This window comes from Natrinema sp. CGMCC1.2065, assembly GCF_051225675.1.
In the GTDB taxonomy this organism is placed as follows: domain Archaea; phylum Halobacteriota; class Halobacteria; order Halobacteriales; family Natrialbaceae; genus Natrinema; species Natrinema thermotolerans.
The window spans coordinates 25386-49118 of record NZ_JBPJSJ010000001.1; the positions used below are offsets into that span (position 1 = coordinate 25386).

Sequence of the window (23733 nt, forward strand, 5' to 3'; positions counted from 1 at the left end):
TATCGTGAATGAGACAAACGATAGCGAGTTCACGGAACTGCTTCCACCACCGTCGTGATCGAACGAACGCATAGTCGAAGGACACTCGAGTGACTCGCGTCGCGAATCCATCTCCCCGCTGGAACTGATCGACGACGACAGCCGCCTCGAGAAACGCGGAACGACGCGGGTAGGCCCCAGTCAGTACCATTAACGGGTCCGAGCGGCAACCCTCGAGCAAGAATGCCAGCCGCCGACGAGGACGAGGCGAACCCCTATCTCCGAGAGCCGCCAACCGACTTCGAGCCGGTCGAGGATCTCTCCGAGGACGAGGCCCGCGAGCAGGTCACACTGCTCCGGGAGGCCGTCCGCGAACACGACCGCCGCTACTACGTCGAGAACGACCCGATCATCGGCGACCGGACCTACGACGACCTCTTTTCCCGGCTGCGCGACCTCGAGGAGGCGTTCGGTCTCGACCACCCCGACAGCCCCACCCGCAGGGTCGGGGGCGAGCCGATCGAAGCGTTCGACACCGTCGAACACGTCGCGCCGATGCTCTCGATCGAGGGCAGCGGCGAGGAAGAAGACATACGCGAGTTCGACGAGCGGGTGCGACGAGAGGTCGGCGACGTCGACTACGTCTGCGAGCCCAAGTTCGACGGCGTCTCGATGGAGGTCGTCTACGAGGACGGCCGCCTCGAGCGCGCCGTGACCCGCGGAGATGGCCGCGAGGGCGACGACGTGACCGAAAACGCGCGCACGATCGGCTCCGTGCCGCAGCGGCTCCGCGGCGATCACCCCGAGTTCCTCGCGGTCCGGGGCGAGGTCTACATGCCCAAGGACGCCTTCCAGGCGTACAACCGCGAACGCATCGAGCGCGGCGAGGACCCCTTCGCCAACCCGCGGAACGCGACCGCTGGCACGATCCGCCAGCTCGATCCGACCGTCGTCGCCGAGCGCCCGCTCGCGGTCTTTTACTTCGACGTCCTCGAGGCCAGCGACCTCGCGGACAGCCATCGGGACGAACTCGAGCGGTTCCCCGACTACGGGCTGCGGACCAACGACCGCGTCGAGGTCGTCGGAGACATCGAGGACGCGATCGACTACCGCGACCGCATGCTCGAGGCTCGCGAGGAGTTGGACTACGAGATCGACGGCGTCGTCATCAAGGTCGACGACCGCGAGGCCCGCGAGGAACTGGGGCGAACGGCCCGTCACGACCGCTGGGCCTTCGCCTACAAGTTCCCCGCCCGCGCGGAAGTGACGACGATCGCCGACGTGGCGGTCCAAGTCGGCCGAACGGGCCGACTGACTCCCGTCGCCCTGCTCGAGCCGGTCGACGTCGGCGGCGTCACCGTCTCGCGGGCGAGCCTGCACAACCCCGAGGAGATCGCCGAGAAAAACGTCAATATCGGTGACACGGTTCGCGTCCAGCGGGCCGGCGACGTGATCCCCTACGTCGAGGAGGTCCTCGAGAAGGGCAGCGAGGGCCACTACGAACTGCCCGATCGCTGTCCCGTCTGTGACAGCCCCGTCGAGCGCGACGGCCCCATGGCCTTCTGTACCGGTGGATTGGGCTGTGACGCCCAGCTTCGTCGGTCGATCGAGTACTACGCGGGCGACGACGGCCTCGACCTCGAGGGACTCGGCGAAAAGAGCGTCCGCCAACTGGTCGACGCGGGCCTGCTCGAGTCGGTCGCGGACCTCTACGCACTCGACCAGGCGGACCTCACCGACCTCGAGGGCTGGGGCGAGCAAAGCGCCGAGAACTTGCTCGCCGAGATCGCGGCCAGCCGCGAGCCGCCGCTTTCCGACTTCGTCTCCGCGCTCGGGATTCCCCTCGTCGGTCCGGCGACGGCCCGCGAACTCGCCCGCGAGTTCGGTACCTTCGCGGCCCTCCGCGAGGCCGCGGAAAGCGAGCCCGAACGGCTCGAGGGCGTCGACGACGTGGGCGAGACCGTCGCCGAGACGGTCCACGACTTCTTCACGAGCGAGGCCAACGCGGCCGTGGTCGACACCGTCCTCGATCACGTCTCACCGCAGGAAGTCGACGTCGAGACCGGCGGGGACGAACTCGCGGGGCTCACCTTCGTCTTCACCGGCTCGCTCGAGGGCGTGACTAGGGACGAAGCCCAAGCAACGGTCGAGGCCCACGGGGCCAACGCGACGGGCAGCGTCTCGGGGAACACGGACTACCTCGTCGCCGGCGAGAATCCGGGTGCGACGAAGCAGGGCGATGCGCGCGACAACGACGTCCCGATCCTCGAGGAGGGCGAGTTCCGGGACCTGCTCGCGGAGAGGGGGATCGACCTCGAGTGAGCGCCGCCGGTTCGATGGATGCTGAACTCGGTTCTGACGGAACCGAGCAAGCGGTCCCTCGAGGCGACGAGGTCCGTCTCACTCGCGACGAGCGAGGACCGCGACGACCGCGATTGCGACGGCGACGACGCCGATGACCGTCGGCACGAGTCGGCCGTCTCCCCACTCCCAGCCGAGGAACTGCGTGCCGACGATCGCAATGAGCGCGACGGCAACGCCGATCGCCGTGAGCAGCGGGGACGAGTTCCGTCCGAGCGAGCGTGCCATGGTCGAATGAAGAACGGTTGACATCATAAGCCTGTTGGGAAAGCCGACACCGCATTGAACGCGCTCGTAGGCGGACTGGATCCGAGTATATCTCTATTGATAGTTGATGCGACCCGTCGATGTCCTGCGGAACGAGGCAGTACTACAGTTCGTCCCGTCTTATTACATTCATATGTCTACTTTTAGAATGGTATTTAACCTAGTGTGATTTGCATTTAGTTACGGTATGAAAGATAAAGCATCCAATTACAATCGTAGAAGAATTCTACAAATAACAGCAGCAACAACTGCAAGCATCGGTGCCGTCGGTGTTGCTGCAGGATCCGAACACGGTCGAAGGGATACTACGCCTGAAGACTACGATGTGGTAGGCAAAAGCGAGAGGGAAAATCACCGGATCGTCGTCGTAGAATCGGCTGATCGAGTAGCAGGAGTCAAAATTTTCACCGAGGGAGAAAAGGAAGGGGTCGTTGAACATACGGTAATCAGTGACAGGATTACAGCCTCTACCGAACGGGATGGTTTGACCGAAATAGCTGCGAATGTGGACGGGTATTCAGCAGTCATCGAGAAGAGGAAATCCATTTCGAGGAAAATCGGATCATGTGGCCTCAATTATTGTAAGACGGATAACTGGCCACACTACCAGGAGGGGACAGCGATTAAATTAAGCAAACCTGCTGATGTGATAGGCAAAGCGACGCTAACCGAAGTCATCGGTGGACTCGTCGCCGTTACGAAAAGTGCGATCTTGGGCGGGGTCGTTGGCGTCATTGTAGCGACAATGCTTACCCTTGGAACCGGACGGAACTATACAATAACCGAGTATGACCGTGATGGATGGGTATTTCCGAGGGTGAGTGCTGGCGTAGCGAACAGTTGGGACGCGAATCCAGGCCAACACCAAACTGTGATCCAAAGTCGAGCCCGGCACGTCTACGAGTGTCACGAAGACCTCCCGTAATAGACTTTACCAACCGCGGACATGGAGTAATATGAAGAAAATAGAGATCGTAAAACGCCTCCTTCTGTTTGCAGCTGTTCCCGGCATACTTGCACTGCTGCTCGTTCCGTTGGTTACCGGGGTTGTCGAAGGCTGGGTCGATCTTCGGTTTACGATTTACATCGCTGTGGGGTCCGCATTGGGTATGGGCCTCTTCATGCTTGGAGTTGCGATACTAGCCCCGGAAACGTTCGAGAATATATCACTGGTGTGACCCACGGACTCCGTTTTGGGTTCACGCCTCCAGCGATCGAAGGTCACTCGAACGACGAACTCAACGGTGAGTGGGTCCGCGACTGATGCGCACGGTCACCGCTCGCTTCGAAGTCGGCCGCCGACCGAAAGCAGCGTCTCGAGGCCCTGTACCTCGCCCTCGCGCTCCGGCAGCGTCACGACCTCGAGATCGGGGAAGGTCTCTCGAATCTCCGCGACCCGCTCGAGATGTCGCTCGTGACGTGACTGACACCGCGAACAGCCGTCCTCGGGGTCCTCGAACACCCGATTGACCACGAGCCGGTCGACCCGCACGTCGGCCTCCCGCAGCGTCGCCACCAGTCGCTCGGACTCGGCGATCGCCATCGATTCCGGCAGTAAGACGACCCGGAACTCGGTGCGCTCGGGATCGGTCAGCAGGTCGCGGGCGCGCTCGAGGCGAGCCCGGAACGACTCGAGGCTCTCTTCGTCGTCGCGGCCGCTCCCGAACATCGACATCGGGCCCAGCACCGCCGTCCGGGCGGCGTCGCCGATCCGCTTTGCCTGTCCCCGGAGAGACTCGGCCGTCTCGAGGGCCAGCCCCATCACCTCGGGGGTGTCGAACAGCCGGAGAGTGTGGCCCGTCGGCGCGGTGTCGAAGACGACGACGTCCCACTCGCCGTCGTCGACGTACTCGACGAGCAGATCCAGCGCCGCGATCTCGTCGCTGCCGGCCGGCGCGCCGCCGGCGAACAGCCGGCCGACTTCCTCGTCGTCGAGCCGGATACCGGCGCTGCGCAGGTCGGCGGCCAGCGCCCGCGCCAGCCGTTCGTAACGCTCCTTTCGCGCGTCGGGGTCGATCTCGACGGCCCACAGGCTCCCGCTCGCCGCGTCGATCCCCGCCGCCTCGGCCTCGAGTTCGCGTGGCTCGGGACCGAGATCGGTCTCGAGCGAGTCCGACAGCGAGTGGGCGGGGTCGGTCGAGACGACGAGCGTGTCTCGGCCCGCGTCGGCGAGCCGAAGGGCCGTCGCGGCCGCACACGTCGTTTTCCCGACGCCGCCTTTGCCGCCGTAGAAGATGCAGTCGGTCACGGGCGGGGGTATCACGGCGGGTACGATAAATCGCCCTGCCGAACGGGAGCAGAACGCGAAAATCGGATCGATGCCGTCGACCGATCAGATGTCGACGCGGTCGAACCGGTAGAGCGCGACCGCGAGCGGCACGACGACCCAGAACAGCAGGATCAGGAACGAGAACCAGTCTTGGAGGAAGATCGGCAACTCGCCGCCGAACATCTCGGCGCTGACCGCGGACTGTTGTTCGAGCGCCTCGACGTCCGTCAGCAGCGTCAATCCGTTACTGTACGCCTGTCCGGGATCGAGATTCAGGACGAAGTACGCCCAATCTTCGGGCCGGGTGAGTTCGAAGGTCCGTCCCCCCGACTCAACCGTGTACGTGACGGTATCGAAAAAGAGGATGTCGCGCTCGCCGAGCAGTCTGAAGACCCCCTCCAGACCGTTCCAGACGCCGTAGAACATGAGGAAGACGCTTCCCATCGCGGCTCCGGCGATGGTCGTCGAGGGCGTCAGCGACGAGAGCGCGACGGCGATGCTCATGTAGGCGACGCCGTAGATGATCGACATCACGAGCAGTCCGGCGTAGTCGGCGATATCGAAGCCGCCGAGCAACGCGGCGACGACGACGGCGGCGAGTACGAAGCCGACCGTCAGCGACAGCGAGAGGACGGCAGACCGTCCGAGCAGCTTCCCGAGCAGGACGTCCTTTCGGGAGTGGGGCAGCGAGAGGAGGACTTTGATGCTCCCGGACTCGCGCTCGCCCGCGATCGACTTCCAGCCCAGTACCAGCGCGATCAGGGGGACGATGACTTTCGTGATCTGGCTGACGAAGACGACCAGCATGTCCGTCGTCGCTCCCTGCGCTGCGATGTCGTCGCCGAAGTACGAGAGCGCCCCGGTCACGACGACGAGGATCGTGAAGAAGAATACGGACAGCCCCCAGAACAGCCACGAGCGGACGGCGTCCTGAAAGTCCTTCTTCGCGACCGCACGAACGCTCTCTGGGTTGATCGAACTCGAGGCCGACCCGCTCGTGCCTGCCGACTCCGCCGGCGTCCCGGTTTCGGAACTCATCGAGCATGCACCTCCGTCCCGGCGTCGGTCGTATACGACTGGAAGACGTCCTCGAGCGACGCCTCGGTCGTCTCGAAGTCCGTGATCTCGATGCCGCGGTCCTCGAGCGCCGAGAGGACGGCCGTCTTCGAGCCGTCGACGGTGACGACGACCGTCGGCGGCTCGTGTCCGTCGACGGTGGCGTCGCTTACGTCGGGTAGCGAGCGGACCGCCTGGAGGGCGTCGTCGTCGATCCGATCGACGGTGACGCGGAGCGTCGTGCCGCCCTCGACGGAGTCGCGCAGCCCCTCGACGGAGTCTTCGGCGACCATCCGGCCGTCGCGCAGGATGCCGACGCGGTCACAGACCGCCTCGACCTGCTCCATGATGTGGCTCGAGAAGAAGACGGTCGCACCGCGTTCGTTTTCCTCGCGGACGATCTCGCGCATCTCGCGGGCCCCGTTGGGGTCGAGGCCGGTAGAGGGCTCGTCGAGGATGAGGAGATCGGGCTCGCCGACAAGCGCCATCGCGAGCATGAGCCGCTGGGCCATCCCCTTCGAGTAGCCGCCGGCCTTCCGGTCGATCGCGTCGACCAGACCGACGCGTTCGAGCAGCGCTTCGGGGTCGTCGTCGGCGTCTTTCGATTCGATGGCGAACTCGAGGTGTTGGCGGGCGGTCAGGCGGTCGTAGAGTTCGACGCCTTCGGGGAGGACGCCGGTTCGACGCCGGATCTCGCGGCTGTTGTGCTGGGCGTCCATACCGAGGACGCTGACCTCGCCCGCAGTCGGCCGGGCGAAGTCCAGGATGACGTTGATCGTCGTCGACTTGCCAGCACCGTTGGGACCGAGGAAGCCGAACACCTCGCCCTCTTCGACCTCGAAGGAGAGGTCCTCGAGCGCGAGGGTCTGACCGTATCGTTTGGTCAGCTCGTCGACTGTGATAGCGGGCATGGGCGTGTGGTCGCAGCGTTTGCCGATAAGGTTTGTGCATCATCGAGACGGTTACGATCGGCCATATACACCGTTACAGCCCGCGAGAGTCGTTATTTCTCCCTTCAAAACGGAGAATGTTTCCTAGATCGGGTCGTCGGGATCGTATTTGTCCGCGGTCCGGTCGACCTCCGTTGCGTAACGCGTGCGGGTCTCCTCGTCGGGCACCGGCTCGAGTTCGTCCTCGGGGACCTCGGTGGCCGCGGTGACGGTCGCGCCGGTCCGCAGCGCCGTCGAGGAGCGCTGTCGTTGCTGGTAGCGCGAGCCGTCCGGCGTCGCGTAGACGAGCGTGACGAAGTCGCGGTCGCCCAGTTCCCGTTCGACGAGCCAGCACTGTACCGTCGAGTCACTCATACGCGTCGGGTTGTCCCCCGACGACCGAGAATGTACCGTGTTCGAGCGGCTCGGAAGGCGCTCCCTACTCGCGTGAACGGAGCCCGACGTACTTGGGCCGCGGGCTGGGAGCGGCGACCGATGGCCAGAGCGCAGGGCGATCGGGCCACCGCGTGGACCGAGCGCGTCGAGCAGTTGTGTGACGAAGGCGAGCGGATCGACCACCGAGCCGACCTCGAGGCGGCGACGCTCGTTGTCACGAACCGCCGGCTGTTGGCGTTCACTCCCGACCGGGACGGCCGGAACTTCCGCGCCGTCGATCGACCGAACGTCGGCACGGTGACCGCCGAGTCGACCGACCGACTCGCGTGGCTCGTCCTGTCGCTTGCCGCGGCAGTCGTCGGCGTCGGCCTGCTGGAGGCGTCGCAGGCGACCCTCGGCGGTCTCGTGCCGGTCGGGCTCCCGTCCGCGCCGGACCTCCCGCCGGTGTCCGACCTCGTCGGGGCCGTCCGCGAGGGCGTCGGGACGGCGCTGCTCGTCCTCGAGTGGGGCGCGGTCGCGCTCGCCCTCACCGCGCTGCTCTTTGCGGTGGTCTTCGCCGTGGCCTACGTCCGCTCGCGGTCGCGGCGGCTGGTGATTCGGGTCAGCGGCGGGGCCGATCTCGCGGTTCCCGTCACCGACACAGCGGTCGAGGACGGCGTCGTCGCCGACCTCGAGGCCGCGATCCGACCGGAGCCGATCGACAGGGGCGGCGGTCGGAGCGAGGGACACGAAGCGGACGGCGAGGAGTCAGGCTGAAATTCCCTGCCTCCATAGGGCCGCCGATGGAAGCCGATGGGGTTCGCGAGCGCGCCGGATCGTTGCCCCGCGAGCCCGGCGTCTACCAGTTCCGGGACGGGGAGACCACCCTCTACGTCGGGAAAGCCGTCGATCTGCGCGACCGGGTGCGGTCCTACGCCGACCCCCGCAGCGCGCGGATCCGGCGGATGGTCGATCGGGCCGACGACGTCGAGATCGCGGTCACCGACACCGAGACGCAGGCCCTGCTGCTCGAGGCGAACCTGATCAAGCGCCACCAGCCCCGCTACAACGTCCGGCTCAAGGACGACAAGTCCTACCCGATGGTCCAACTGACCGACCACGACGCACCCCGGATCGAGATCACCCGCGATCCCAGCGAGTCGGCGACGGTATTCGGGCCCTACACCAGCAAGACGCAGGTCGAGACGGTCGTGAAGGCCCTGCGGGAGACCTACGGGATCCGCGGGTGTTCGGATCACAAGTACTCGGGTCGGGACCGGCCGTGTCTCGACTACGAGATGGGGCTCTGTACCGCACCCTGCACCCGCGAGATCGATATCGAGAGCTACCGCGAGGACGTCACCGCCGTCGAGCGGTTCCTCGAGGGCGAGACTGGGATCCTCGCGGACCCGCTGCGCCGCGAGATGGAGGCCGCCGCCGAGAGTCAGAACTTCGAGCGCGCGGCGAACCTGCGGGACCGGCTCGAGACCGTCGAGGCGTTCCACGGCGAGGGGGGCGAGGCCGTCCAGTCGGTCGGCGACGAGCGGGGCGTCGACGTGCTGGGCGTCGCTATCGAGGGCGAGGACGCCACCGTCGCCCGCCTGCGTGCCGAGGACGGCAAGCTGGTCGACCGGGACCGCCACACGCTCGAGGCCCCCGGCTCCGCGGGAAGCGATAGCGCGATCGGCGGGGGCGTTCCCGCGGTGCTGTCGGCGTTTCTCGTCCAGTACTACGCCGAGCGCGAACTGCCCGACGCCCTTCTCCTACCCGAGCGCCACGGCGACGAGGAGGTCGCCGACTGGCTCGCAACCGAGGGCGTCTCGGTCCGGGTGCCGGGCGCGGGCCGGGAGGCCAAGCTAGTCGAACTCGCGCTGAAGAACGCCCGGCGCAACGTGGGTCGGCGCGACGAGTGTGGCATGCTCGCCGACGCCCTCGAGATCGAGTCGGCGAGCCGGATCGAGGGGTTCGACGTGAGCCACGCCCAGGGGAAGGCGGCGGTCGGCAGTAACGTCGCTTTCGTCGATGGCAGCGCCGAGAAGGCGGAGTATCGGCGGAAGAAACTCACCGATCAGAACGACGATTACGACAACATGCGAGCCCTGCTCGAGTGGCGCGCGACCCGCGCCGTCGAGGGTCGCGACGACCGGCCCGATCCCGATCTCCTGCTGATCGACGGCGGCGCGGGTCAGCTCGAAGCGGCCCGGGACGCGCTCGCCGAGGCGGGCTGGGAGGTGCCGGCGATCGCGCTGGCCAAGGCCGAAGAGCGCGTGGTCACGCCCGAGCGGTCGTTCTCGTGGCCCAGCGACGCGCCACACCTTCACCTGCTCCAGCGGGTCCGCGACGAGGCTCACCGCTTTGCCGTGCAGTACCACCAGACCGTCCGCGACGAGGTCTCAACGGTGTTAGACGACGTGCAGGGGGTCGGTCCCGAGACGCGCAAACGGCTGCTGGGGCGGTTCGGCAGCGTCGAAAACGTCCGCGAGGCGAGCCTCGAGGACCTCCGGAGCGTCGAGGGGGTCGGCGAGAAGACGGCCGAGACGATCAAATCGCGGCTGTAGGCCGGCGCGTCGGCGGTCGCGTCGACCCCGTTGCGAGGGCAAGGACAGGGCTATCCCCCGGCCGGACCCCATGATACCGTATGGCAGGCAACGACGACGACCTCGACGACCTGCTCGACGAACTCGACAGTCAGGGCGACCTCGAGACGTCCCAGCAGGTGCTGTCGATCCGGACCGAGAGCCGCCGGTACGACAAGCCGGTGACGATCGTCGAGGGGTTCGACCTCTCGAAAGCGGAGATCGAATCGACCGCCTCGGACCTGAAGAGCGCGCTGGGAACCGGCGGGACGGTCGCCGACGGGGGACGTATCGAACTTCAGGGTGACCACCGCGATCGGGTGCCGGAACTGCTTCGCGAGCGGGGGTTCAACGTGCGGGAGTGAAATCGGTCGCGATGGCAATATTCGCCGGCCCGGCCATGTCAGCGAGTTATTTATGTCTCACGTTCGATGATGCGGTATGAACGTTCGATCCGCGACGGAAGACGATTTCGACGCGATCACGGCCGTCGCTCGCGCGACGTGGCACGACACCTACGACGAACTCGACGCCGAGACTATCGACGAGACCGTCGACGCGTGGTACACCGACGACTCGATGCCGCTCGAGGCACCCGGGACGGTCGTTCTCGTCTGCGAACGCGACGACGAACTCGTCGGCTTCACCCATGCGGTCGCACAGGGAGAGACCGCCGACGTCCTCCGGATGTACGTCCACCCCGACCACCAGGGCGAGGGGGTCGGCTCGGCGCTTCACGAGCGGCTGATGGCGACCCTCGAGGAGACCGAGGCCGAGGAAGTCCGCTCGTTCGACTTCGCGTTCAACGACGCCAGCCGCCGGTTCTACGAGGGGCTGGGCTTCGAGCAGACCGACGAGGGTGAGGTCGAGATCGACGGCGAGTACTACCCCGAAGCGGTCTACACGCTCGAACTGTAGCCACCCGCCGAGCCGATCGACGAGGGGACCTAACTGAGCGGGTGGAAGGGCTTTGTTACTCGCTATCGTAGTCCCGGTATGGAACTCCGACCAGCCACCCGCGAGGACCGATCGGCGATCAGACGCGTCGCCCGGGCGACGTGGCACGACACCTACGACGAACTCGACGCCGATACCATCGACGAGACCGTCGACGAGTGGTACGGCGACGAGGCCCTCGAGATGGCGCTGTCAAAACCCGGCACCGCGTTCCTCGTCGCCGAGAAAGACGGAGACATCGTCGGCTTCACCCACGGCGTCGTCACCGAGGACGAGGGCGATGTTCTGCGGATGTCCGTCCACCCCGACCACCAAGGCGAGGGGATCGGCACCGGACTCTACGAGCGGCTACGCGAGGACCTCCAGGACTTCAACATGGAACGGATGCGGGCGATCGATCTCGCCTCGAACGAGGGCGGCCGCGAGTTCTACGAGGATCACGGGTTCGAGCCGACCGGCGAAGACGACGTCGAGATCGGCGGCAAGCAGCGGCGCGAAGTCGTCTACACGCTCGAGCTGTGAGCCCACCGCTCGGCCGGTGGGATCGCGGCGATCGGCATTGACCTTGCAAATTCATAGCACGGACGCAAGTGGGACGCTAGTGAGAGATAGTGTCGCACATGGGGACGAAAACGCCGAGCGAGGCCGACATTCTGCGGCCGATCGGGTCGACATCGACAACGTACTTCGTCATGGTCGCCATCGCCGGGCTGGCGTTTCTCGCCTTTCTCGTCGGGTGGGCCTACCAGCTCCAGGAGGGGTTAATCGTCACTGCCCTCGGTGACTGGGGAAGCGGCGGTGGCGCCACGTGGGGGATCTACATCGGTGCGTTCATCTGGTGGGTCGGCATCGCCCACGGCGGAATCATCCTCTCGGCCGCCGTCCGCCTGTTGGGGATGGATCGGTACATGCCGGTCGCCCGCCTCGCCGAGTTGCTGACCATCGCCGGCCTCTCCGCAGCTGGCTTTTATATCATCGTCCACCTCGGTCGGCCGGACCGGATGGTCACGAGCGTCATCGGTCACTACCACATCACGATCCACGGCTCGCCGCTGGTGTGGGACGTGACCGTCATCACGGCCTATTTCGTGTTGACGGCGACCTATCTCTCGCTGACGCTGCGGTACGACGTCAGTCGGCTCCGTGATGACCTTCCGGATCGCCTGGATCCGATCTACCGGTTCATGACGATCGGCTACACCGAAAAAGAGGACGCGATCGTCGAGCGGATGGTCTGGTGGCTCGCGCTCGCGATCATCATCATGGCCCCGCTGCTCCTCCATGGCGGCGTGATCCCGTGGCTGTTCGCCGTGTTGCCGAACTATCCGACCTGGTTCGGCGGCGTGCAGGGGCCCCAGTTCCTTACCATCGCACTCACGTCGGCCATCAGCGGCGTCATTATCCTCGCCTATTCGTTCCGACGCGCGTACGACTGGGATCACATCATCACCGACGACATCTTCCGCGGACTGCTCCTCTGGCTCGGCTTCTTCTGTCTGCTCTTCCTGTGGCTGCAACTCCAGCAGAACATTACCGGCCTGTTCCAGGCCCCTACCGACCTGACGATCGCAGCGTTCGCCAGAGCCACGAACCCCATCTACCTCACGTCGATGTCGTTGGTCTTCCTGACGCTGTCGTACATCTTCGCCCAGGCGATTCGCCCGACGCTGTTTACCAAGCGACGAGCGATCGTCTCCGGCCTCGCCGTCCTCACTGCGACGATCATGGAGAAGGTGCTGTTCGTCGTCGAGGGGTTCCTTCACCCCACCTTCGACATCTACGAGGCCGTCCCGGGCGTCTACGTCCCGGGACTGATCGAGGTCCTGTCGATCCTCGGGACGATCGGCATGGTGGCGCTCATCTTCCTGACCGTCTCCAAGGTCTTCCCCGTCGTCGAACTCCACGCGATCGAACACCTCCGGGACGACCACCACCGGGACGACCGCGAATAGCGACGACGCCGTTTTCGACCGCCACCGTCGTGACCCCTTCCGCGCCCGTCTTCGTACTCAGCGGCCGCCTCGAGCCTCCGTCACAGCCCGACTGTCGCCACCAGCAGCTATTTACCTGATGGTGCTAAACCTAGGTTTAGAGATGTCTAATCTTTCGGTCGATCGGCCTCACAGTAGGGGTGAGGTCGCGTGAACGAGGTCCTGACGGTCCTCCTCGGGTCGCTGCGGGACGGCTACGTACAGGTGAGCGCGTTCGTCGCGGTCACGGTGCTGGCGTTCGGCCTGGTCCAGTACTGGACCGGCGGGGCCGTGATTAGTGCCATCGAGGACAACGAGCGGCTACAAGTCGCCTTCGGCGGATTACTGGGACTGACGCCGGGCTGTGGCGGCGCGATCGTCGTGATGCCGCTGTACGTCCGCGGGACGGTCAGCTTCGGGACGGTGGTCGCGACGCTGGGTGCCACCGCCGGCGACTCGGCGTTCGTCATCCTCGCGCTCGCGCCCGAAGCGGCGCTGTACTCCTATGCCATCGCGTTCGCCGCATCGGTCGCGACCGGCTACCTCGTCGACTCGTACGGCCTCGGCGTCTCCCGGATCGACGCCGCAGTGGCCCAGCTCTCGCCCGCCGCGACGCCGGACGGCGGCACCGTCGTCAACGGCGGCGTCGGACCGAACCCGGCCCACGACTACGGCGGTCCGGCCCCGACTCACGCCCACGAGAGTGGCCCCGACCGGGAGTCACGGATCCTCACGCCGCTGTCACACCTCGCACACGTCGTGTGGTGGATCGCCGCCGCGGCTGGGCTCGTCCTCGGCTCGCTCTATCTGTTCCGCGGCGGGCCCGAAATCCCGCTCACAACCGGCCTCGGCTTCGACGGCCTCTTTACCATCGTCGGGATCACCGGCGCGGTCCTGTCGCTGTACCTCTACCTGATCGGCCGCCACTACGTCGGTGAAGGGGAGATCGCGCGGGCTCGAGACTCCTTCAAGTCGGCCTACGATACGCTCACCCACGCGGCGATGGAGACGAGTTTCGTCACCGTCTGGGTGCTGGTGGCCTTCCTTGTCTACGAGTACGTCGTCCTCTTCAGCGGGGTCAACGTCGCGACGCTCGCGGCGACGGCCGGCGTGCTGGCCCCGATCGGCGGCGCGGCGGTCGGGCTGATCCCCGGCTGTGGTCCCCAGATCCTGCTGGCCAGCGTCTACGCCGAAGGCGGACTGCCCTTCTCGGCGCTGACCGCGAACGCGATCGCACAGGACGGCGATGCCCTGTTCCCGCTGCTGGCCGTCGACGCCAAAGCAGCCATCGTCGCCACGATATACAACTTCCTGCCGGCGGTCGTCGTCGGCGTTGCGCTCCACCTGCTGTGGGGGCCGGTCTTCGGGATGGCGGAGTTCGGGTTCGGCGTGCTGTGAGGTTCCTGCGATCAGAGACGCCGATCGACTCCGTGTTCCGATCGACTGATTGTTGCCTTCTCTCGTCGGAAAGTATTTGCTGACGATCGCTCATACGACGGGTATGCACCGCCGCGCCCTCCTCGGTCACACTGCGAGTACAGCGGGCATCGCCGGGCTCGCCGGGTGCGACCTGCCGTCGACGAACACCGGGCCCGAGCGGAGCGACCGCGCGACGCTCGAGCGCATCGTCCTCGAGACCGAGACGGGCCAAGCGGAGCAGATGGCGCTGACCCTCGTCTATGCGCCCCGGGACGACTCGACGAGCCGTCCAGTCTGGGGGGAGTACACCGTTCCGGCGTCCGGCGAGGCACTGACGGTGAGCGATTTCGACGGCGCGCCGGGCGTCTACAGTTTGACCGCTCGGTCCGTTACCCACGACACTGTCGCGGTGGTGTCGTTCAATTCCTATGGCGACGCCGTCGGGAGCGGACCCCACCAGTTCGAAGTCGTGATCACGGGATCGGGCGACGTCTGGACGAACCTGAACGAGGCCGGCAAACCCGTCTCGGTACCCGGACAGTAGGCGTTCACTGCCGGTATTTGTCGCTCGAGAGCGCTCGGCGGCAGAGAACGAGACGAATCGTGTTCGTCGACGACGGACGGGAGCGCTCGAGGCGTCCGCAGTAGTTTCCACACAGTTAACAGTAGTTATAAGTTACAGTGTGCCAACATTCAACTGGAAGCCCGTCTCCGAACGCACGACCGGTTGGGGGCGGCCGTCGAAACGCCCCGGGTGCTGGAACCACCCGAGACTGGCTTCCAATCCCACGAGGGATTCAAAGCCATGAAATCGTACATTCTACCGGGATATAAACGTCCCGCACGACGGTGGAATCAACTCCAGCGACCAGCGACGGCACCCGATCGCGGGGATCGGCCACGCCCCCCGCGGAGGAACCGATGAGCGACGCCCCCGACTCGAGGCCGGTCCACTCCGAACCGGCCGACGATCCGGCCGACGAGTGGTCGGTCCCCGACTGCCCCCGCTGCGGTCGCCCCGTCTGGGTCGTGACCGTCACCGGCCCCGGCGTCGGCACCGCTTCGCCCTGTGGCTGTCCCGTGGTGCCGGGTAGCCTCGAGCGGGAGAACGGCACGGAATCGAAGCGCTAGAACTCCTCGGTCGGCGGCGCGATCCCCTCGTCTTCCTCGCCTGCGAGGTCGAACTCCGCCCGAACCTCCCGAATCCGATCCCGAATGTCGGCAGCCAACTCGAACTCGAGGTTGTTCGCGGCCTCCTGCATCTGGGTCTCGAGTTCGTCGATGTAGCGGGCGGCGTCGTCCTCGTCCTCGAGTTCCCGGCCGGAGACCTCCGTGGTGTCGGTCTTGGCCCCGGGGAGGTTGGTCTCGCCGATCTCCTTCTCGATGGTGGTCGGCTCGAGGTCGTGGTCCTCGTTGTACTGCTGCTGGATCTCCCGGCGGCGCTGGGTCTCCTCGATCGCCGACTCCATCGCGTTCGAGGGTTCGTCGGCGTAGAGGACGACCTCGCCGTTGACGTTTCGCGCGGCTCGGCCCATCGTCTGGACGAGCGTCGTTTCGCTCCGGAGGAAGCCCTCCTGATCGGCGTCCAAGATCGCCACTAGCGAGACCTCGGGGATGTCGAGTCCCTCCCGCAGGAGGTTGATGCCGACGAGGACGTCGATCTCGCCCAGCCGGAGCGAGCGGATGATCTCGTGGCGCTCCAAGGTGTCGGTCTCGTCGTGCATGTAGGCGACGTCGACCCCCGCTTCCTCGAGGTACTCGGTCAGGTCCTCGGCCATGCGCTTAGTGAGCGTCGTCACGAGGGTCCGCTCGCCGCGGTCGATGCGGTCGTCGATGCGGTCCAGCAGGTCCTCGACCTGCCCCGTCGCGTCCGCGACTTCGATCGCGGGGTCGACGAGGTGGGTCGGCCGGACGATCTGTTCGACGATCTGCTCGCTTTCCTCGCGTTCGTAGTCGGCCGGCGTCGCCGAGACGTACAGCGTCTGATCCGTTTTCTCCTCGAACTCCTCGAAGGTCAGCGGGCGGTTGTCGTACGCGGTAGGAAGTCGAAAGCCGTTCTCGACCAGCGAGTCCTTGCGGGACTTGTCGCCCTCGTACTGGCCCTTGATCTGGGGCAGGGTCTGGTGGGACTCGTCGACGACGGTGAGGAAGTCGTCGGGGAAGTAGTCGAGCAGGGTGTAGGGCGCTTCGCCCGACCGGCGGTCCGAGAGGTAGACCGAGTAGTTCTCGATCCCCGAACAGTAGCCCGTCTCTTCCATCATCTCGAGGTCGAACGTCGTCCGCTCCTCGATGCGCTGGGCGGCGATCATGTCGCCCTGCCGTTCGAAGTAGGCGATCCGGTCGTCGAGATCGTCGCGGATCTCGTCCATCGCCCGCTCGAGTTTCGTCTCCGGGATCGAGTAGTGTTCCGCGGGGTGGACCAGCACCGCCTGCTGGTCGCCCTGCGTCTTGCCCTCGAGGGGATCGACCTTGACCATGCGGTCGATCTCGTCGCCCCACAGCTCGACCCGCACCGCGTACCGGCCGTACATCGGGTAGATCTCGATGGTGTCGCCCCGGACTCGGAAGGTGCCCTGCGTGAAGTCGACGTCGTTGCGCTCGTAGTTCAGGTCGACCAGTTGGGCGAGTAGCTCGTCGCGGCCGATCTCCTGGCCCACCTCGAGGCGCAGGGACATGTCGACGTAGTTGCGCGGGTCACCGAGGCCGTAGATCGCGGAGACGGAGGCGACGACGATGACGTCCTCCCGGGTGAGCAGCGAGCGGGTTGCGGAGTGGCGCAGGCGGTCGATCTCGTCGTTGATCGAGGCGTCCTTGTCGATGTAGGTGTCGCTCTGCTCGACGTAGGCCTCGGGCTGGTAGTAGTCGTAGTAGGAGACGAAGTACTCGACGGCGTTGTCCGGGAAGAGGTTGCGAAACTCCTCGTAGAGCTGGGCCGCCAGCGTCTTGTTGTGGGCGATCACCAGCGTCGGTTTCTGGATCTCCTCGACGACCCACGAGACGGTGTTGGTCTTCCCGGAGCCGGTCACACCCAGCAGGGTCTGTTTGTCCATCCCCTCGCGGAAACCCGCGGCCAGCTGTTCGATCGCCTCGGGCTGGTCGCCCGCGGGCTCGAACGGCGCGTCGACCGAAAACGGCCGGTCGACGTCGGGACGGTCCGGCTGGAGGGGTCCTTGCGCGTCGCTCATTAGCGGGATCAGGGGCTCGAGCCACTTGACCCGCTCGCATGTCGCGTCGGGTCAGCCGCGGGTCGTGGCGACCGCGGCAACCGCCGGAGCCGTCGGTCGGCTTCCAGCACCCAGTTGGTCGACCGGCCCGCCGGTTTCGATGGTGCGCCACCACTGAAACGACCGCGCCGTTCGTGGCGCGCTCCCGTTAGTGGGACGTGTCCATCCCGTCGTCCTCGTCGGCGTCGGCCATCGGCCCGTCGACCGTCGGCTCGACGGCGAACATGGGATCGTCCGCGGTCGGCGGCTCGAGGTAGCCGATCGCGTAGGCGGTGTAGGCGGTGCCCCGCTCGAGGGTCACGTCGAACGAGGCGACGGCCGCCTCGCCGCCGGCCGGTCGGACCGAGACGGTGCGTGCCCCGGCCGGCACCGGGACGTAGTCGGTCGCGTCGGTAAATGCCACGTCCTCGAAGACCGGCTCGCCGTCGGCGTAGACGTCGACGGCCGGCGCGTCCGGCGACGCGTGAACGAGCCGGACGAGCGCCGAGCCGGCGTCGACCAGGACCGCTGGCTGGAAGGTGTCGGCCTCGAGTTCGCCGATCGCGGCGACGGTGTAGAACGCGGCGCCGAACGTCACGTCGCCCTCGAACGCGACCGTCTCCGGATCGCCTGCGGCCGTGATCATCACCGTGTAGGTTCCCGGGTCGATCTCGAGATAGGGCGAGACGTCACCGTAAGCCACGTCCGAGAGGACGCGGTCGCCCGCGACGTAGACGTCGACGTTCGGTGCGTCCGGCGAGAAGTGTGCGATCCGGACGGCCGCTCCCTGCGTGCCCGTCGAGCCATCGTCGTCGGATTTCCCGTCGACCGATCGCTCGTCGTCTTTATATTCGCCGACGGCGAACGCGGTGCCACTCACCGCAGTCAGTCCGCCCGCGATGCCCATCGTTTTCAGGGCCGTTCGTCGTGATACTGGCATGATGCAACCGGATCCGGGGACTGGGACCGAAAAAAGCCCGCAGTCAGTATCACGAGTAGTGTCGCCGTTTCCACGGGACGACCCGCGCGTATCCGGCTCCTGTCGTCGGTAGGCCCCTCGTATTCGAGACGTGCCAGTCCGTAGCGGACGGCTACAGCACTCGCAGTCTCACCCCGAGCGGCCGCTCGTTTGCCCCCACGTGGCGATTGCCCGCCCAATCGTTATGACTCGAGTCGCCGTCGGTCCGCCCATGACGGAGCAACTCCAGCAGGCCCGAGACGCCCTCGAGGCGGCCGCGAAGTCGGCCGAGAGCGACGAGGTCCGCGAGGACATCCGCGAGACGACCGACGCGTTCGCCGACTACGCGATGAGCGACACGAAACCCGACCACGCCGTCCTCGACGAGCGGCTCAACGCCCTCCGGCAGGCCCGCGAGCGGGCCGACGGCGACACGGAGGCGAAACTCGAGTCGGCCATCGAGGCGGCCGAGGACTACCGCAGGACCATCGACCAGGTCTGAGCTGGCGGTATCGACCGCGGACAGGTGCTACTCGAGTCGTTCCAGTACCGCGTCTTTCTCGTAGGACAGCGAGAGCGACCGGGAGCGGCCCCGCCCCTCGACGTCGGCGTAGTCCGCGTCGATCAGCCCGAGCTGGTCGAGCTTGTTGACGATCTCGGAGTAGCGCGTGTAGCCCAGATCGGTCCGCTCGTGGAAGGCCTCGTAGACCGCGCCGGCCTGCTCGCCGTCGTTGTGGGCGATGACCTCGAGCAGCGCCTGCTCGGTGTCGGTCAGCCCCGACAGCGACCGCGAGAGGTTGATGTATTTGGACTTCTCGTAGGCCGTCTCGACGTCCTCGCGCTCGACGGTACGGCTGGCCCGCATCTCGGCGTTGAGTCCGGCCCGGCGCAGCAGGTCGATCCCGACCCGCAGATCGCCGCTCTCGGCGGTAAGTTCGGCGACGTACTCGAGGGTATCGCGGTCGATGACGCCCTCGTGGAAGCCCCGTGTGACACGTTCCGCGAGGATGTCGACGATCTCGGGTTGATCGTAGACCGGGAAGTAGACGTCCTCCGGGCGGAAGACGCTCTGGACTCTCGAGTCGAGTTCGTCGATCACGTCGAGCGCGGGGTCGGAGGAGACGACGACGACGCCGATCTTCGCGCCGGGATACTCCTCGTGGGCGCGCAACAGCGAATAGAGCGTGTCGCTCGCCTCGTTCTCGTAGAAGAGGTAGTTAACGTCGTCCAAGGCGACCACGAGGACCTTGTCCTCCTCGACGAGTTTCTCGGCGATCTGGCCGAACAGCTTCTTAAAGGAGATGCCGGAGGAGGGCGGCTCGTAGTCGAAGGTACCCTCGAAGAGCCGCGAGAACACGGAGTAGCGGGTCGCGTTGACCTGACAGTTGACCCGAATCGTCCGCGCGTCGCTCGTCTGGGCCCCGACCTCGTCGAATAGCTTCTGGATCGCCGTCGTCTTGCCCGTCCCGGGCGGGCCGCGGACGACGACGTTCAGCGGGCGCGACCCCCGCACCGCCGGGCGCAAGGCATAGGTCAGACTCTCGGTCTGGCCCTCGCGGTGCTTGAACGTCTCGGGGACGTAGTCGATCTCGAAGACGTGTTCGTCCCTGAACACGGATTCGTCCCACGACAACATCCCCTCTTCGGGGTCGTCTCCCATCACTTTCACCCTGCTTCCGCAGCGTCTTAAGGGTTGGTGACCGGCTCACACGCTCGATCGATACCAATCATGCCTCTGTGTAACAATACATAATTGTTAATATTCACCATATGGATGGGTATCATGGATATGATCGGACCGGACCCACCCGAGGCGATCCCCGACTTCCTGCTCGAGCAGTTCGAGGACTGCTCGCCCGAGACCCTACGGGGAATCGGCGAGTACGCCCGCTCGGAGACGTACATCGCACCCGACGGGATGCCCGACTCGGTGAAGGAGGCGTTCGCACTCCAGGACGACGAGACGGTCGCCGCCGTCGCCGCCTACGTCGACGACCTCGCCGAGTTCCTCGAGATGAACGACGCCGAGTCGCTCGCGGCGCTGACCGACGACGGGGATGACGGCGAGAAGTGGGGGCACAAGAACATCCTCGAGTGGCACGGCGGGAGCCCACAGAAGTAGGGTGAGCCGGGAGGCCGACTGCTCACGTCGCCGGTTCGTCCCGCTGTACTAGTCGAACTTCTCGAGCAGGCGATCGTAGAAGACCGGCTCGGGGTCGCCGTCGTTCGGAGCGCCGCCGTTCGCTGCGACCGCCTCGTCCCGGGCCTCGTCGGCCAACTTCTCGACGATCAACTCCGGCGTCGACCGCGCCAGGTGGTCTTTGACCGGCGAGCGGTTGACCTCGAGTTCGCCATCGACGAGACCCACCGCCTCGATGCCGTCGACGGTCACGTCGAAGCCGGCCATCTCGCGGATCTCGCCCGCCAGATGGGAGACGAACACCGCGGTCGCGCCGTTCTCCGACAGTGCCTCCAAGATGCCCGCGATGATCTTCGCCGAGGCGCCGGGCTCGGTGATGCTCTCGAGTTCGTCGACCAGCACCAGCGACCCCTCGCCGCCCTGGGCGAGGTCGGCGAACTCCCGCACCGTCGATTCGAAGGCCCCCGCGTCTAGCGTCCCCTGGGTCTTGGCGTGATAGTGCAGGTCGTCGAACCGCCGCAGGCGCACGTTCTCGGCGGGGACCGGCAACCCCATGTGGGCCAGCACGACGACGCTTGCCACCAGGTCCAGCGTGGACGTCTTCCCGCCGCTGTTGACCCCCGACAGCAAGGCGACGCCCGAGACCGCGTAGTCGACGGGGTCGATCGCCTCGAGGGGTTCGTCGAGCAGCGGCGACCGGCCGCCCTCGATCGCGAAGCCGGTCCCTCTCGCCTCGCCCGCCGGGACGAACTCGGGCATCGTACACCCGAAATCCCGCGCGAAGCGGGCGATCGCCAGCTCCACGTCCAGCTCGAGTGCGTCCCGGACCAGTTGGCGGGCTCCCTCGCGCTGGTCGGCGAGGTCGGCAGCGAGCTCGCGTTTCAGGCGGCCGGCGCGGCGCTCCTTGGCCGCGGTCAGCTCCTCGCGAAGCCGGCCGATCGCGTCCTCGTCGCGTTCGACGGGAAACGTGGGCTCGTCGCCGAACGCGCGGCGGGCGATCTCGCTCTCGCCCTGATCGAGATCGAGCGCGTCCACGAGGTGGTCGCGGGCGGCCTCGACGGCCGCGGCGTACTCGTCGGCCAGCTCCCGCGAGAGCAAGGAGTCGACGCCGGCCCCGCGCTCGACCAGCGATAGCAGGTCCGAGCCCTCGATCGTGACGTCCTGCTCACGGATCGCCTCCCGTAGGCGGTCGTTGGCGACGCTCTCGGCCGCGCTTGCCGCCGCGTCCAGATCGTCGACCGCCGTCGTCAGGCGGTCGAGTTCGTCGTCGCCCGCGACCGTGCCGTCCTCTGCCAGCCGCGAGAGGCCGTTCTCCAAGGCCGCGAGGTCACAGGCCGCGTCCATGTCGGCGGCCCGGTGGACCGCGACGGCGGCCCCCAACCGATCGCGGTTCCGCGCGAAGAACGCGAGGGGACGCTCGGGAACGACTTCGGCCGGGTTCTCGAGGGCGTCGGGCCGGACCTGCACGTCGCCCTCGATGGTGACCCCGGCGAAGGACTCGTCGAGGGCGATCACCGTCGAGTACCCCCGCGCGAGTTCGGCCAGCCCCTGTGCGTCCTCGACGACCTCGACGGAGAGTTCCGGAATCGCCTCGCGGGCCGCCGAGTAGCGCTCGGCGTCGGTCGTCGCCAGACACCGCTCGCGGACCCGCACGTCGCCCGGCTCCCGGAGCGGCTCGAGCCCCTCGAGGGCCTCGAGGACGGCGGGATCGGGCTCGCGCTCGAGGGCCTCGGCCGCGAACGCCCGCACCTCCTCGATGCGCGAGCGCGTCGGACTCGGGTAGATCGTCTCGAGGCGCTGGGCGGCGTAGTCGGTCACGGTACGCTCCTCGAGCAACGCGAGGACCTCGCGGTAGATCTCCCGGGCACGGTCGGTCGCGAGGAACCCGCCAGGGTCGTCGTGATCGCGACGGATTGCCCCCCGCGCGATGCGGGCGGCCCGCCCCTGTGAAATCCCCGGCGCGGCCGCGATCGCGGCCACGTCGCCGGCCCGCAGCGCGCGCTCGGGATCGTCGAGTTCGGCCAGCGCTCGGGCCGTCTTCTCGCCGACGCCCGGAATCGACTCGAGGTCCATAGTCTCGACCGGCGTATCAAACCGGAGCGAGAAAAAGTTCCCGCCCACGTCGGCAGGCGCACGATCAGGCTCACGTGTCGTCCCCGCGACACACGGGCTGACAGCGTTGTCGACCATTTATACGAGTGGACGGGAACCTACCGGACATGCAGTCGAACCGGCGATCGCGACCGACCCCCACTACAGGACCGGAACGACGGAACCGAACCCATGGAGTATGACCGATCCGAGGCCGTCGGCGACCGCCTCGAGTTGCTTCGGACCTACGGCTACGGGCTTTGTATGGGGACCGCCGACGCCCTGCCGGGCGTCTCGGGCGGCACCGTCGCGCTCCTGCTGGGCTTTTACGGCCGGCTGATCGCCGCCGTCACCGCGTTCACGCCGGGCCGGGCCATCGCCGTCCTGCGTGGCTACCATCCCGATCGCCGGGCCCGGGCGCGGGAGGCACTCCTCGAGTTGGATCTCGACTTCCTGCTTCCGTTGGGCGTCGGAATGGTCACCGCCGTCGTCCTCATCGCCGATCTCGTCTCGTCGCTGGCCGAATCCCATCCGGTCGCGATCTTCGGCTTTTTCACCGGGCTGATCGCCGCCTCGGCGATCACGCTCGGGCGCAGCCTCGAGTTCGCCTCGCCGACCCACGTCGCCGCTGGGATCGCGGGAACGACGCTGGCCCTACTGGTCGCCGCCGATGTCGTCCAACTGCCCGGAAGCGGCCCCGTGGTGATCCTCGTCGCCGGCGCGGTCGCGATCAGCGCGATGATCCTCCCCGGCATCTCCGGTTCGCTCATCCTGATCCTGCTGGGCCAGTACGTCTACCTCTCGGGCGAGCTGAGCGCGTTCGTCCGCGCCGCGTTGGACCTGCTCGGCGGCGGCTCGCTCTCGGCCGTCGTCGATCCGGGGACGACCGTCGCACTGTTCGTCACCGGTGGCGTCGTCGGCCTCGTCACGATCGCCCGCGTCGTCCGTGCCGCGCTGACGCGCAATCGCGGGGTGACGCTGCTCTTCCTGGTCGGTCTCATCGCCGGCTCCGTCCCCGCGCCCCTGCACAACATCAGTGAAACCCACGCCTGGACGGCCGAGACGACGGCGTTGACCGCGGCGTGGGCCGCCGTCGGCGCGATCGCCCTGTTCGCGCTCGAGCGGCTCGTCGGCGGCTTCGATCCGGAGTGACCGACGACCGCGCCGACGTATCGCGTTCCGC

The 23733-nt window shown here is 66.6% G+C and carries 24 protein-coding genes; 15 read left to right on the forward strand and 9 right to left on the reverse strand.

Going from position 1 to position 23733, the window contains the following annotated elements:
- The first annotated feature begins 222 nt into the window (after window positions 1–222).
- Window positions 223–2301 carry an NAD-dependent DNA ligase LigA gene (gene ligA / locus ACSBP4_RS00135; RefSeq protein WP_435551016.1) on the forward strand — a complete coding sequence of 693 codons (2079 nt, stop codon included), beginning with the start codon at window positions 223–225 and terminating at the stop codon, window positions 2299–2301.
- A 78-nt stretch (window positions 2302–2379) separates the two neighbouring features.
- Here the strand turns inward: ligA and ACSBP4_RS00140 are convergent, their stop codons facing one another.
- On the reverse strand, window positions 2380–2568 hold the full coding sequence (locus ACSBP4_RS00140; RefSeq protein WP_006648614.1) for a hypothetical protein: 189 nt from the start codon (window positions 2566–2568) through the stop codon (window positions 2380–2382).
- Window positions 2569–2794: 226 nt separating this feature from the next.
- On the opposite strand from ACSBP4_RS00140, the gene ACSBP4_RS00145 reads away from it, so the two are divergent.
- The gene (locus ACSBP4_RS00145) at window positions 2795–3532 is read left to right on the forward strand and encodes a hypothetical protein (RefSeq protein WP_435551017.1); all 738 of its coding nucleotides are present in this window, start codon (window positions 2795–2797) and stop codon (window positions 3530–3532) included.
- A gap of 31 nt (window positions 3533–3563) precedes the next feature.
- Window positions 3564–3785, forward strand: a complete 222-nt coding sequence (locus ACSBP4_RS00150; RefSeq protein ID WP_435551018.1) for a hypothetical protein — start codon at window positions 3564–3566, stop codon at window positions 3783–3785.
- Between the two features lie 95 nt (window positions 3786–3880).
- Here the strand turns inward: ACSBP4_RS00150 and ACSBP4_RS00155 are convergent, their stop codons facing one another.
- The 4 genes from ACSBP4_RS00155 to ACSBP4_RS00170 all read right to left on the reverse strand — a co-directional run bounded on the left by ACSBP4_RS00155 (window position 3881) and on the right by ACSBP4_RS00170 (window position 7236).
- Window positions 3881–4855, reverse strand: coding sequence for an ArsA family ATPase (locus ACSBP4_RS00155; protein ID WP_435551019.1), 975 nt, complete (start codon window positions 4853–4855; stop codon window positions 3881–3883).
- Window positions 4856–4939: 84 nt separating this feature from the next.
- Window positions 4940–5914: an ABC transporter permease gene (locus ACSBP4_RS00160; RefSeq protein WP_435551020.1), complete on the reverse strand. Its 975-nt coding sequence runs from the start codon at window positions 5912–5914 to the stop codon at window positions 4940–4942.
- Window positions 5911–6843, reverse strand: coding sequence for an ABC transporter ATP-binding protein (locus ACSBP4_RS00165; RefSeq protein WP_006648610.1), 933 nt, complete (start codon window positions 6841–6843; stop codon window positions 5911–5913). Before ACSBP4_RS00165 ends, ACSBP4_RS00160 begins: the two co-directional genes overlap by 4 nt.
- Window positions 6844–6966: 123 nt before the next feature.
- Complete coding sequence (locus ACSBP4_RS00170; RefSeq protein ID WP_006183266.1) at window positions 6967–7236, reverse strand: hypothetical protein; 270 nt, start codon at window positions 7234–7236, stop codon at window positions 6967–6969.
- Between the two features lie 120 nt (window positions 7237–7356).
- On the opposite strand from ACSBP4_RS00170, the gene ACSBP4_RS00175 reads away from it, so the two are divergent.
- The 9 genes from ACSBP4_RS00175 to ACSBP4_RS00215 all read left to right on the forward strand — a co-directional run bounded on the left by ACSBP4_RS00175 (window position 7357) and on the right by ACSBP4_RS00215 (window position 15289).
- Window positions 7357–8013 (forward strand): hypothetical protein, encoded by a 657-nt coding sequence (locus tag ACSBP4_RS00175; RefSeq protein WP_435551021.1) that lies wholly within the window; start codon window positions 7357–7359, stop codon window positions 8011–8013.
- A 26-nt stretch (window positions 8014–8039) separates the two neighbouring features.
- Entirely contained in the window at window positions 8040–9794 is a 1755-nt protein-coding gene (locus ACSBP4_RS00180; RefSeq protein ID WP_435551022.1) for an excinuclease ABC subunit C, read from the forward strand.
- An 80-nt stretch (window positions 9795–9874) separates the two neighbouring features.
- Complete coding sequence (locus ACSBP4_RS00185; protein ID WP_435551023.1) at window positions 9875–10177, forward strand: translation initiation factor; 303 nt, start codon at window positions 9875–9877, stop codon at window positions 10175–10177.
- A gap of 76 nt (window positions 10178–10253) precedes the next feature.
- The gene (locus ACSBP4_RS00190) at window positions 10254–10730 is read left to right on the forward strand and encodes a GNAT family N-acetyltransferase (RefSeq protein ID WP_373633267.1); all 477 of its coding nucleotides are present in this window, start codon (window positions 10254–10256) and stop codon (window positions 10728–10730) included.
- A 78-nt stretch (window positions 10731–10808) separates the two neighbouring features.
- Complete coding sequence (locus ACSBP4_RS00195) at window positions 10809–11291, forward strand: N-acetyltransferase family protein (protein WP_435551024.1); 483 nt, start codon at window positions 10809–10811, stop codon at window positions 11289–11291.
- Window positions 11292–11389: 98 nt separating this feature from the next.
- Window positions 11390–12721 carry an NrfD/PsrC family molybdoenzyme membrane anchor subunit gene (gene nrfD / locus ACSBP4_RS00200; RefSeq protein WP_435551025.1) on the forward strand — a complete coding sequence of 444 codons (1332 nt, stop codon included), beginning with the start codon at window positions 11390–11392 and terminating at the stop codon, window positions 12719–12721.
- Window positions 12722–12910: 189 nt separating this feature from the next.
- Window positions 12911–14137: a putative manganese transporter gene (locus ACSBP4_RS00205; RefSeq protein ID WP_049965144.1), complete on the forward strand. Its 1227-nt coding sequence runs from the start codon at window positions 12911–12913 to the stop codon at window positions 14135–14137.
- A gap of 103 nt (window positions 14138–14240) precedes the next feature.
- Window positions 14241–14702 carry a hypothetical protein gene (locus tag ACSBP4_RS00210; RefSeq protein ID WP_435551026.1) on the forward strand — a complete coding sequence of 154 codons (462 nt, stop codon included), beginning with the start codon at window positions 14241–14243 and terminating at the stop codon, window positions 14700–14702.
- A 305-nt stretch (window positions 14703–15007) separates the two neighbouring features.
- Complete coding sequence (locus ACSBP4_RS00215) at window positions 15008–15289, forward strand: hypothetical protein (RefSeq protein WP_233274324.1); 282 nt, start codon at window positions 15008–15010, stop codon at window positions 15287–15289.
- On the opposite strand, the gene uvrB is transcribed toward ACSBP4_RS00215, so the two are convergent.
- Both uvrB and ACSBP4_RS00225 read right to left on the reverse strand, forming a co-directional pair.
- Complete coding sequence (gene uvrB, locus ACSBP4_RS00220; protein WP_435551027.1) at window positions 15286–17343, reverse strand: excinuclease ABC subunit UvrB; 2058 nt, start codon at window positions 17341–17343, stop codon at window positions 15286–15288. The genes ACSBP4_RS00215 and uvrB overlap by 4 nt on opposite strands.
- A 187-nt stretch (window positions 17344–17530) precedes the next feature.
- Window positions 17531–18268 (reverse strand): DUF4397 domain-containing protein, encoded by a 738-nt coding sequence (locus tag ACSBP4_RS00225; protein ID WP_435551345.1) that lies wholly within the window; start codon window positions 18266–18268, stop codon window positions 17531–17533.
- Window positions 18269–18551: 283 nt separating this feature from the next.
- On the opposite strand from ACSBP4_RS00225, the gene ACSBP4_RS00230 reads away from it, so the two are divergent.
- Window positions 18552–18821 (forward strand): DUF7553 family protein, encoded by a 270-nt coding sequence (locus tag ACSBP4_RS00230; protein ID WP_006648598.1) that lies wholly within the window; start codon window positions 18552–18554, stop codon window positions 18819–18821.
- A gap of 27 nt (window positions 18822–18848) precedes the next feature.
- Here ACSBP4_RS00230 and ACSBP4_RS00235 read toward each other — a convergent pair whose 3' ends face one another.
- Window positions 18849–19979 carry an ORC1-type DNA replication protein gene (locus ACSBP4_RS00235; RefSeq protein WP_049965149.1) on the reverse strand — a complete coding sequence of 377 codons (1131 nt, stop codon included), beginning with the start codon at window positions 19977–19979 and terminating at the stop codon, window positions 18849–18851.
- Between the two features lie 123 nt (window positions 19980–20102).
- On the opposite strand from ACSBP4_RS00235, the gene ACSBP4_RS00240 reads away from it, so the two are divergent.
- On the forward strand, window positions 20103–20441 hold the full coding sequence (locus ACSBP4_RS00240; RefSeq protein ID WP_373633260.1) for a hypothetical protein: 339 nt from the start codon (window positions 20103–20105) through the stop codon (window positions 20439–20441).
- A gap of 48 nt (window positions 20442–20489) precedes the next feature.
- Here the strand turns inward: ACSBP4_RS00240 and ACSBP4_RS00245 are convergent, their stop codons facing one another.
- On the reverse strand, window positions 20490–22532 hold the full coding sequence (locus ACSBP4_RS00245; protein ID WP_049965407.1) for a MutS-related protein: 2043 nt from the start codon (window positions 22530–22532) through the stop codon (window positions 20490–20492).
- A gap of 210 nt (window positions 22533–22742) precedes the next feature.
- Between ACSBP4_RS00245 and ACSBP4_RS00250 the strand changes: the two genes are divergently transcribed.
- Window positions 22743–23702 (forward strand): DUF368 domain-containing protein, encoded by a 960-nt coding sequence (locus ACSBP4_RS00250; RefSeq protein WP_435551028.1) that lies wholly within the window; start codon window positions 22743–22745, stop codon window positions 23700–23702.
- Window positions 23703–23733 lie beyond the last annotated feature (31 nt).

Bases quoted from the DNA above. Each gene is read 5' to 3' on its own strand.
- uvrB (WP_435551027.1), bottom strand. From the start codon at position 17,343: ATGAGCGACGCGCAAGGACCCCTCCAGCCGGACCGTCCCGACGTCGAC.
- ACSBP4_RS00235 (WP_049965149.1), bottom strand. From the start codon at position 19,979: ATGGGAGACGACCCCGAAGAGGGGATGTTGTCGTGGGACGAATCCGTG.
- ACSBP4_RS00165 (WP_006648610.1), bottom strand. From the start codon at position 6,843: ATGCCCGCTATCACAGTCGACGAGCTGACCAAACGATACGGTCAGACC.
- ACSBP4_RS00225 (WP_435551345.1), bottom strand. From the start codon at position 18,268: ATGGGCATCGCGGGCGGACTGACTGCGGTGAGTGGCACCGCGTTCGCC.
- ACSBP4_RS00240 (WP_373633260.1), top strand. From the start codon at position 20,103: ATGGATATGATCGGACCGGACCCACCCGAGGCGATCCCCGACTTCCTG.
- ACSBP4_RS00230 (WP_006648598.1), top strand. From the start codon at position 18,552: ATGACGGAGCAACTCCAGCAGGCCCGAGACGCCCTCGAGGCGGCCGCG.
- ligA (WP_435551016.1), top strand. From the start codon at position 223: ATGCCAGCCGCCGACGAGGACGAGGCGAACCCCTATCTCCGAGAGCCG.
- ACSBP4_RS00185 (WP_435551023.1), top strand. From the start codon at position 9,875: ATGGCAGGCAACGACGACGACCTCGACGACCTGCTCGACGAACTCGAC.
- ACSBP4_RS00145 (WP_435551017.1), top strand. From the start codon at position 2,795: ATGAAAGATAAAGCATCCAATTACAATCGTAGAAGAATTCTACAAATA.
- nrfD (WP_435551025.1), top strand. From the start codon at position 11,390: ATGGGGACGAAAACGCCGAGCGAGGCCGACATTCTGCGGCCGATCGGG.
- ACSBP4_RS00250 (WP_435551028.1), top strand. From the start codon at position 22,743: ATGGAGTATGACCGATCCGAGGCCGTCGGCGACCGCCTCGAGTTGCTT.
- ACSBP4_RS00190 (WP_373633267.1), top strand. From the start codon at position 10,254: ATGAACGTTCGATCCGCGACGGAAGACGATTTCGACGCGATCACGGCC.
- ACSBP4_RS00210 (WP_435551026.1), top strand. From the start codon at position 14,241: ATGCACCGCCGCGCCCTCCTCGGTCACACTGCGAGTACAGCGGGCATC.
- ACSBP4_RS00180 (WP_435551022.1), top strand. From the start codon at position 8,040: ATGGAAGCCGATGGGGTTCGCGAGCGCGCCGGATCGTTGCCCCGCGAG.
- ACSBP4_RS00150 (WP_435551018.1), top strand. From the start codon at position 3,564: ATGAAGAAAATAGAGATCGTAAAACGCCTCCTTCTGTTTGCAGCTGTT.
- ACSBP4_RS00160 (WP_435551020.1), bottom strand. From the start codon at position 5,914: ATGAGTTCCGAAACCGGGACGCCGGCGGAGTCGGCAGGCACGAGCGGG.
- ACSBP4_RS00170 (WP_006183266.1), bottom strand. From the start codon at position 7,236: ATGAGTGACTCGACGGTACAGTGCTGGCTCGTCGAACGGGAACTGGGC.
- ACSBP4_RS00175 (WP_435551021.1), top strand. From the start codon at position 7,357: ATGGCCAGAGCGCAGGGCGATCGGGCCACCGCGTGGACCGAGCGCGTC.
- ACSBP4_RS00245 (WP_049965407.1), bottom strand. From the start codon at position 22,532: ATGGACCTCGAGTCGATTCCGGGCGTCGGCGAGAAGACGGCCCGAGCG.
- ACSBP4_RS00195 (WP_435551024.1), top strand. From the start codon at position 10,809: ATGGAACTCCGACCAGCCACCCGCGAGGACCGATCGGCGATCAGACGC.
- ACSBP4_RS00140 (WP_006648614.1), bottom strand. From the start codon at position 2,568: ATGGCACGCTCGCTCGGACGGAACTCGTCCCCGCTGCTCACGGCGATC.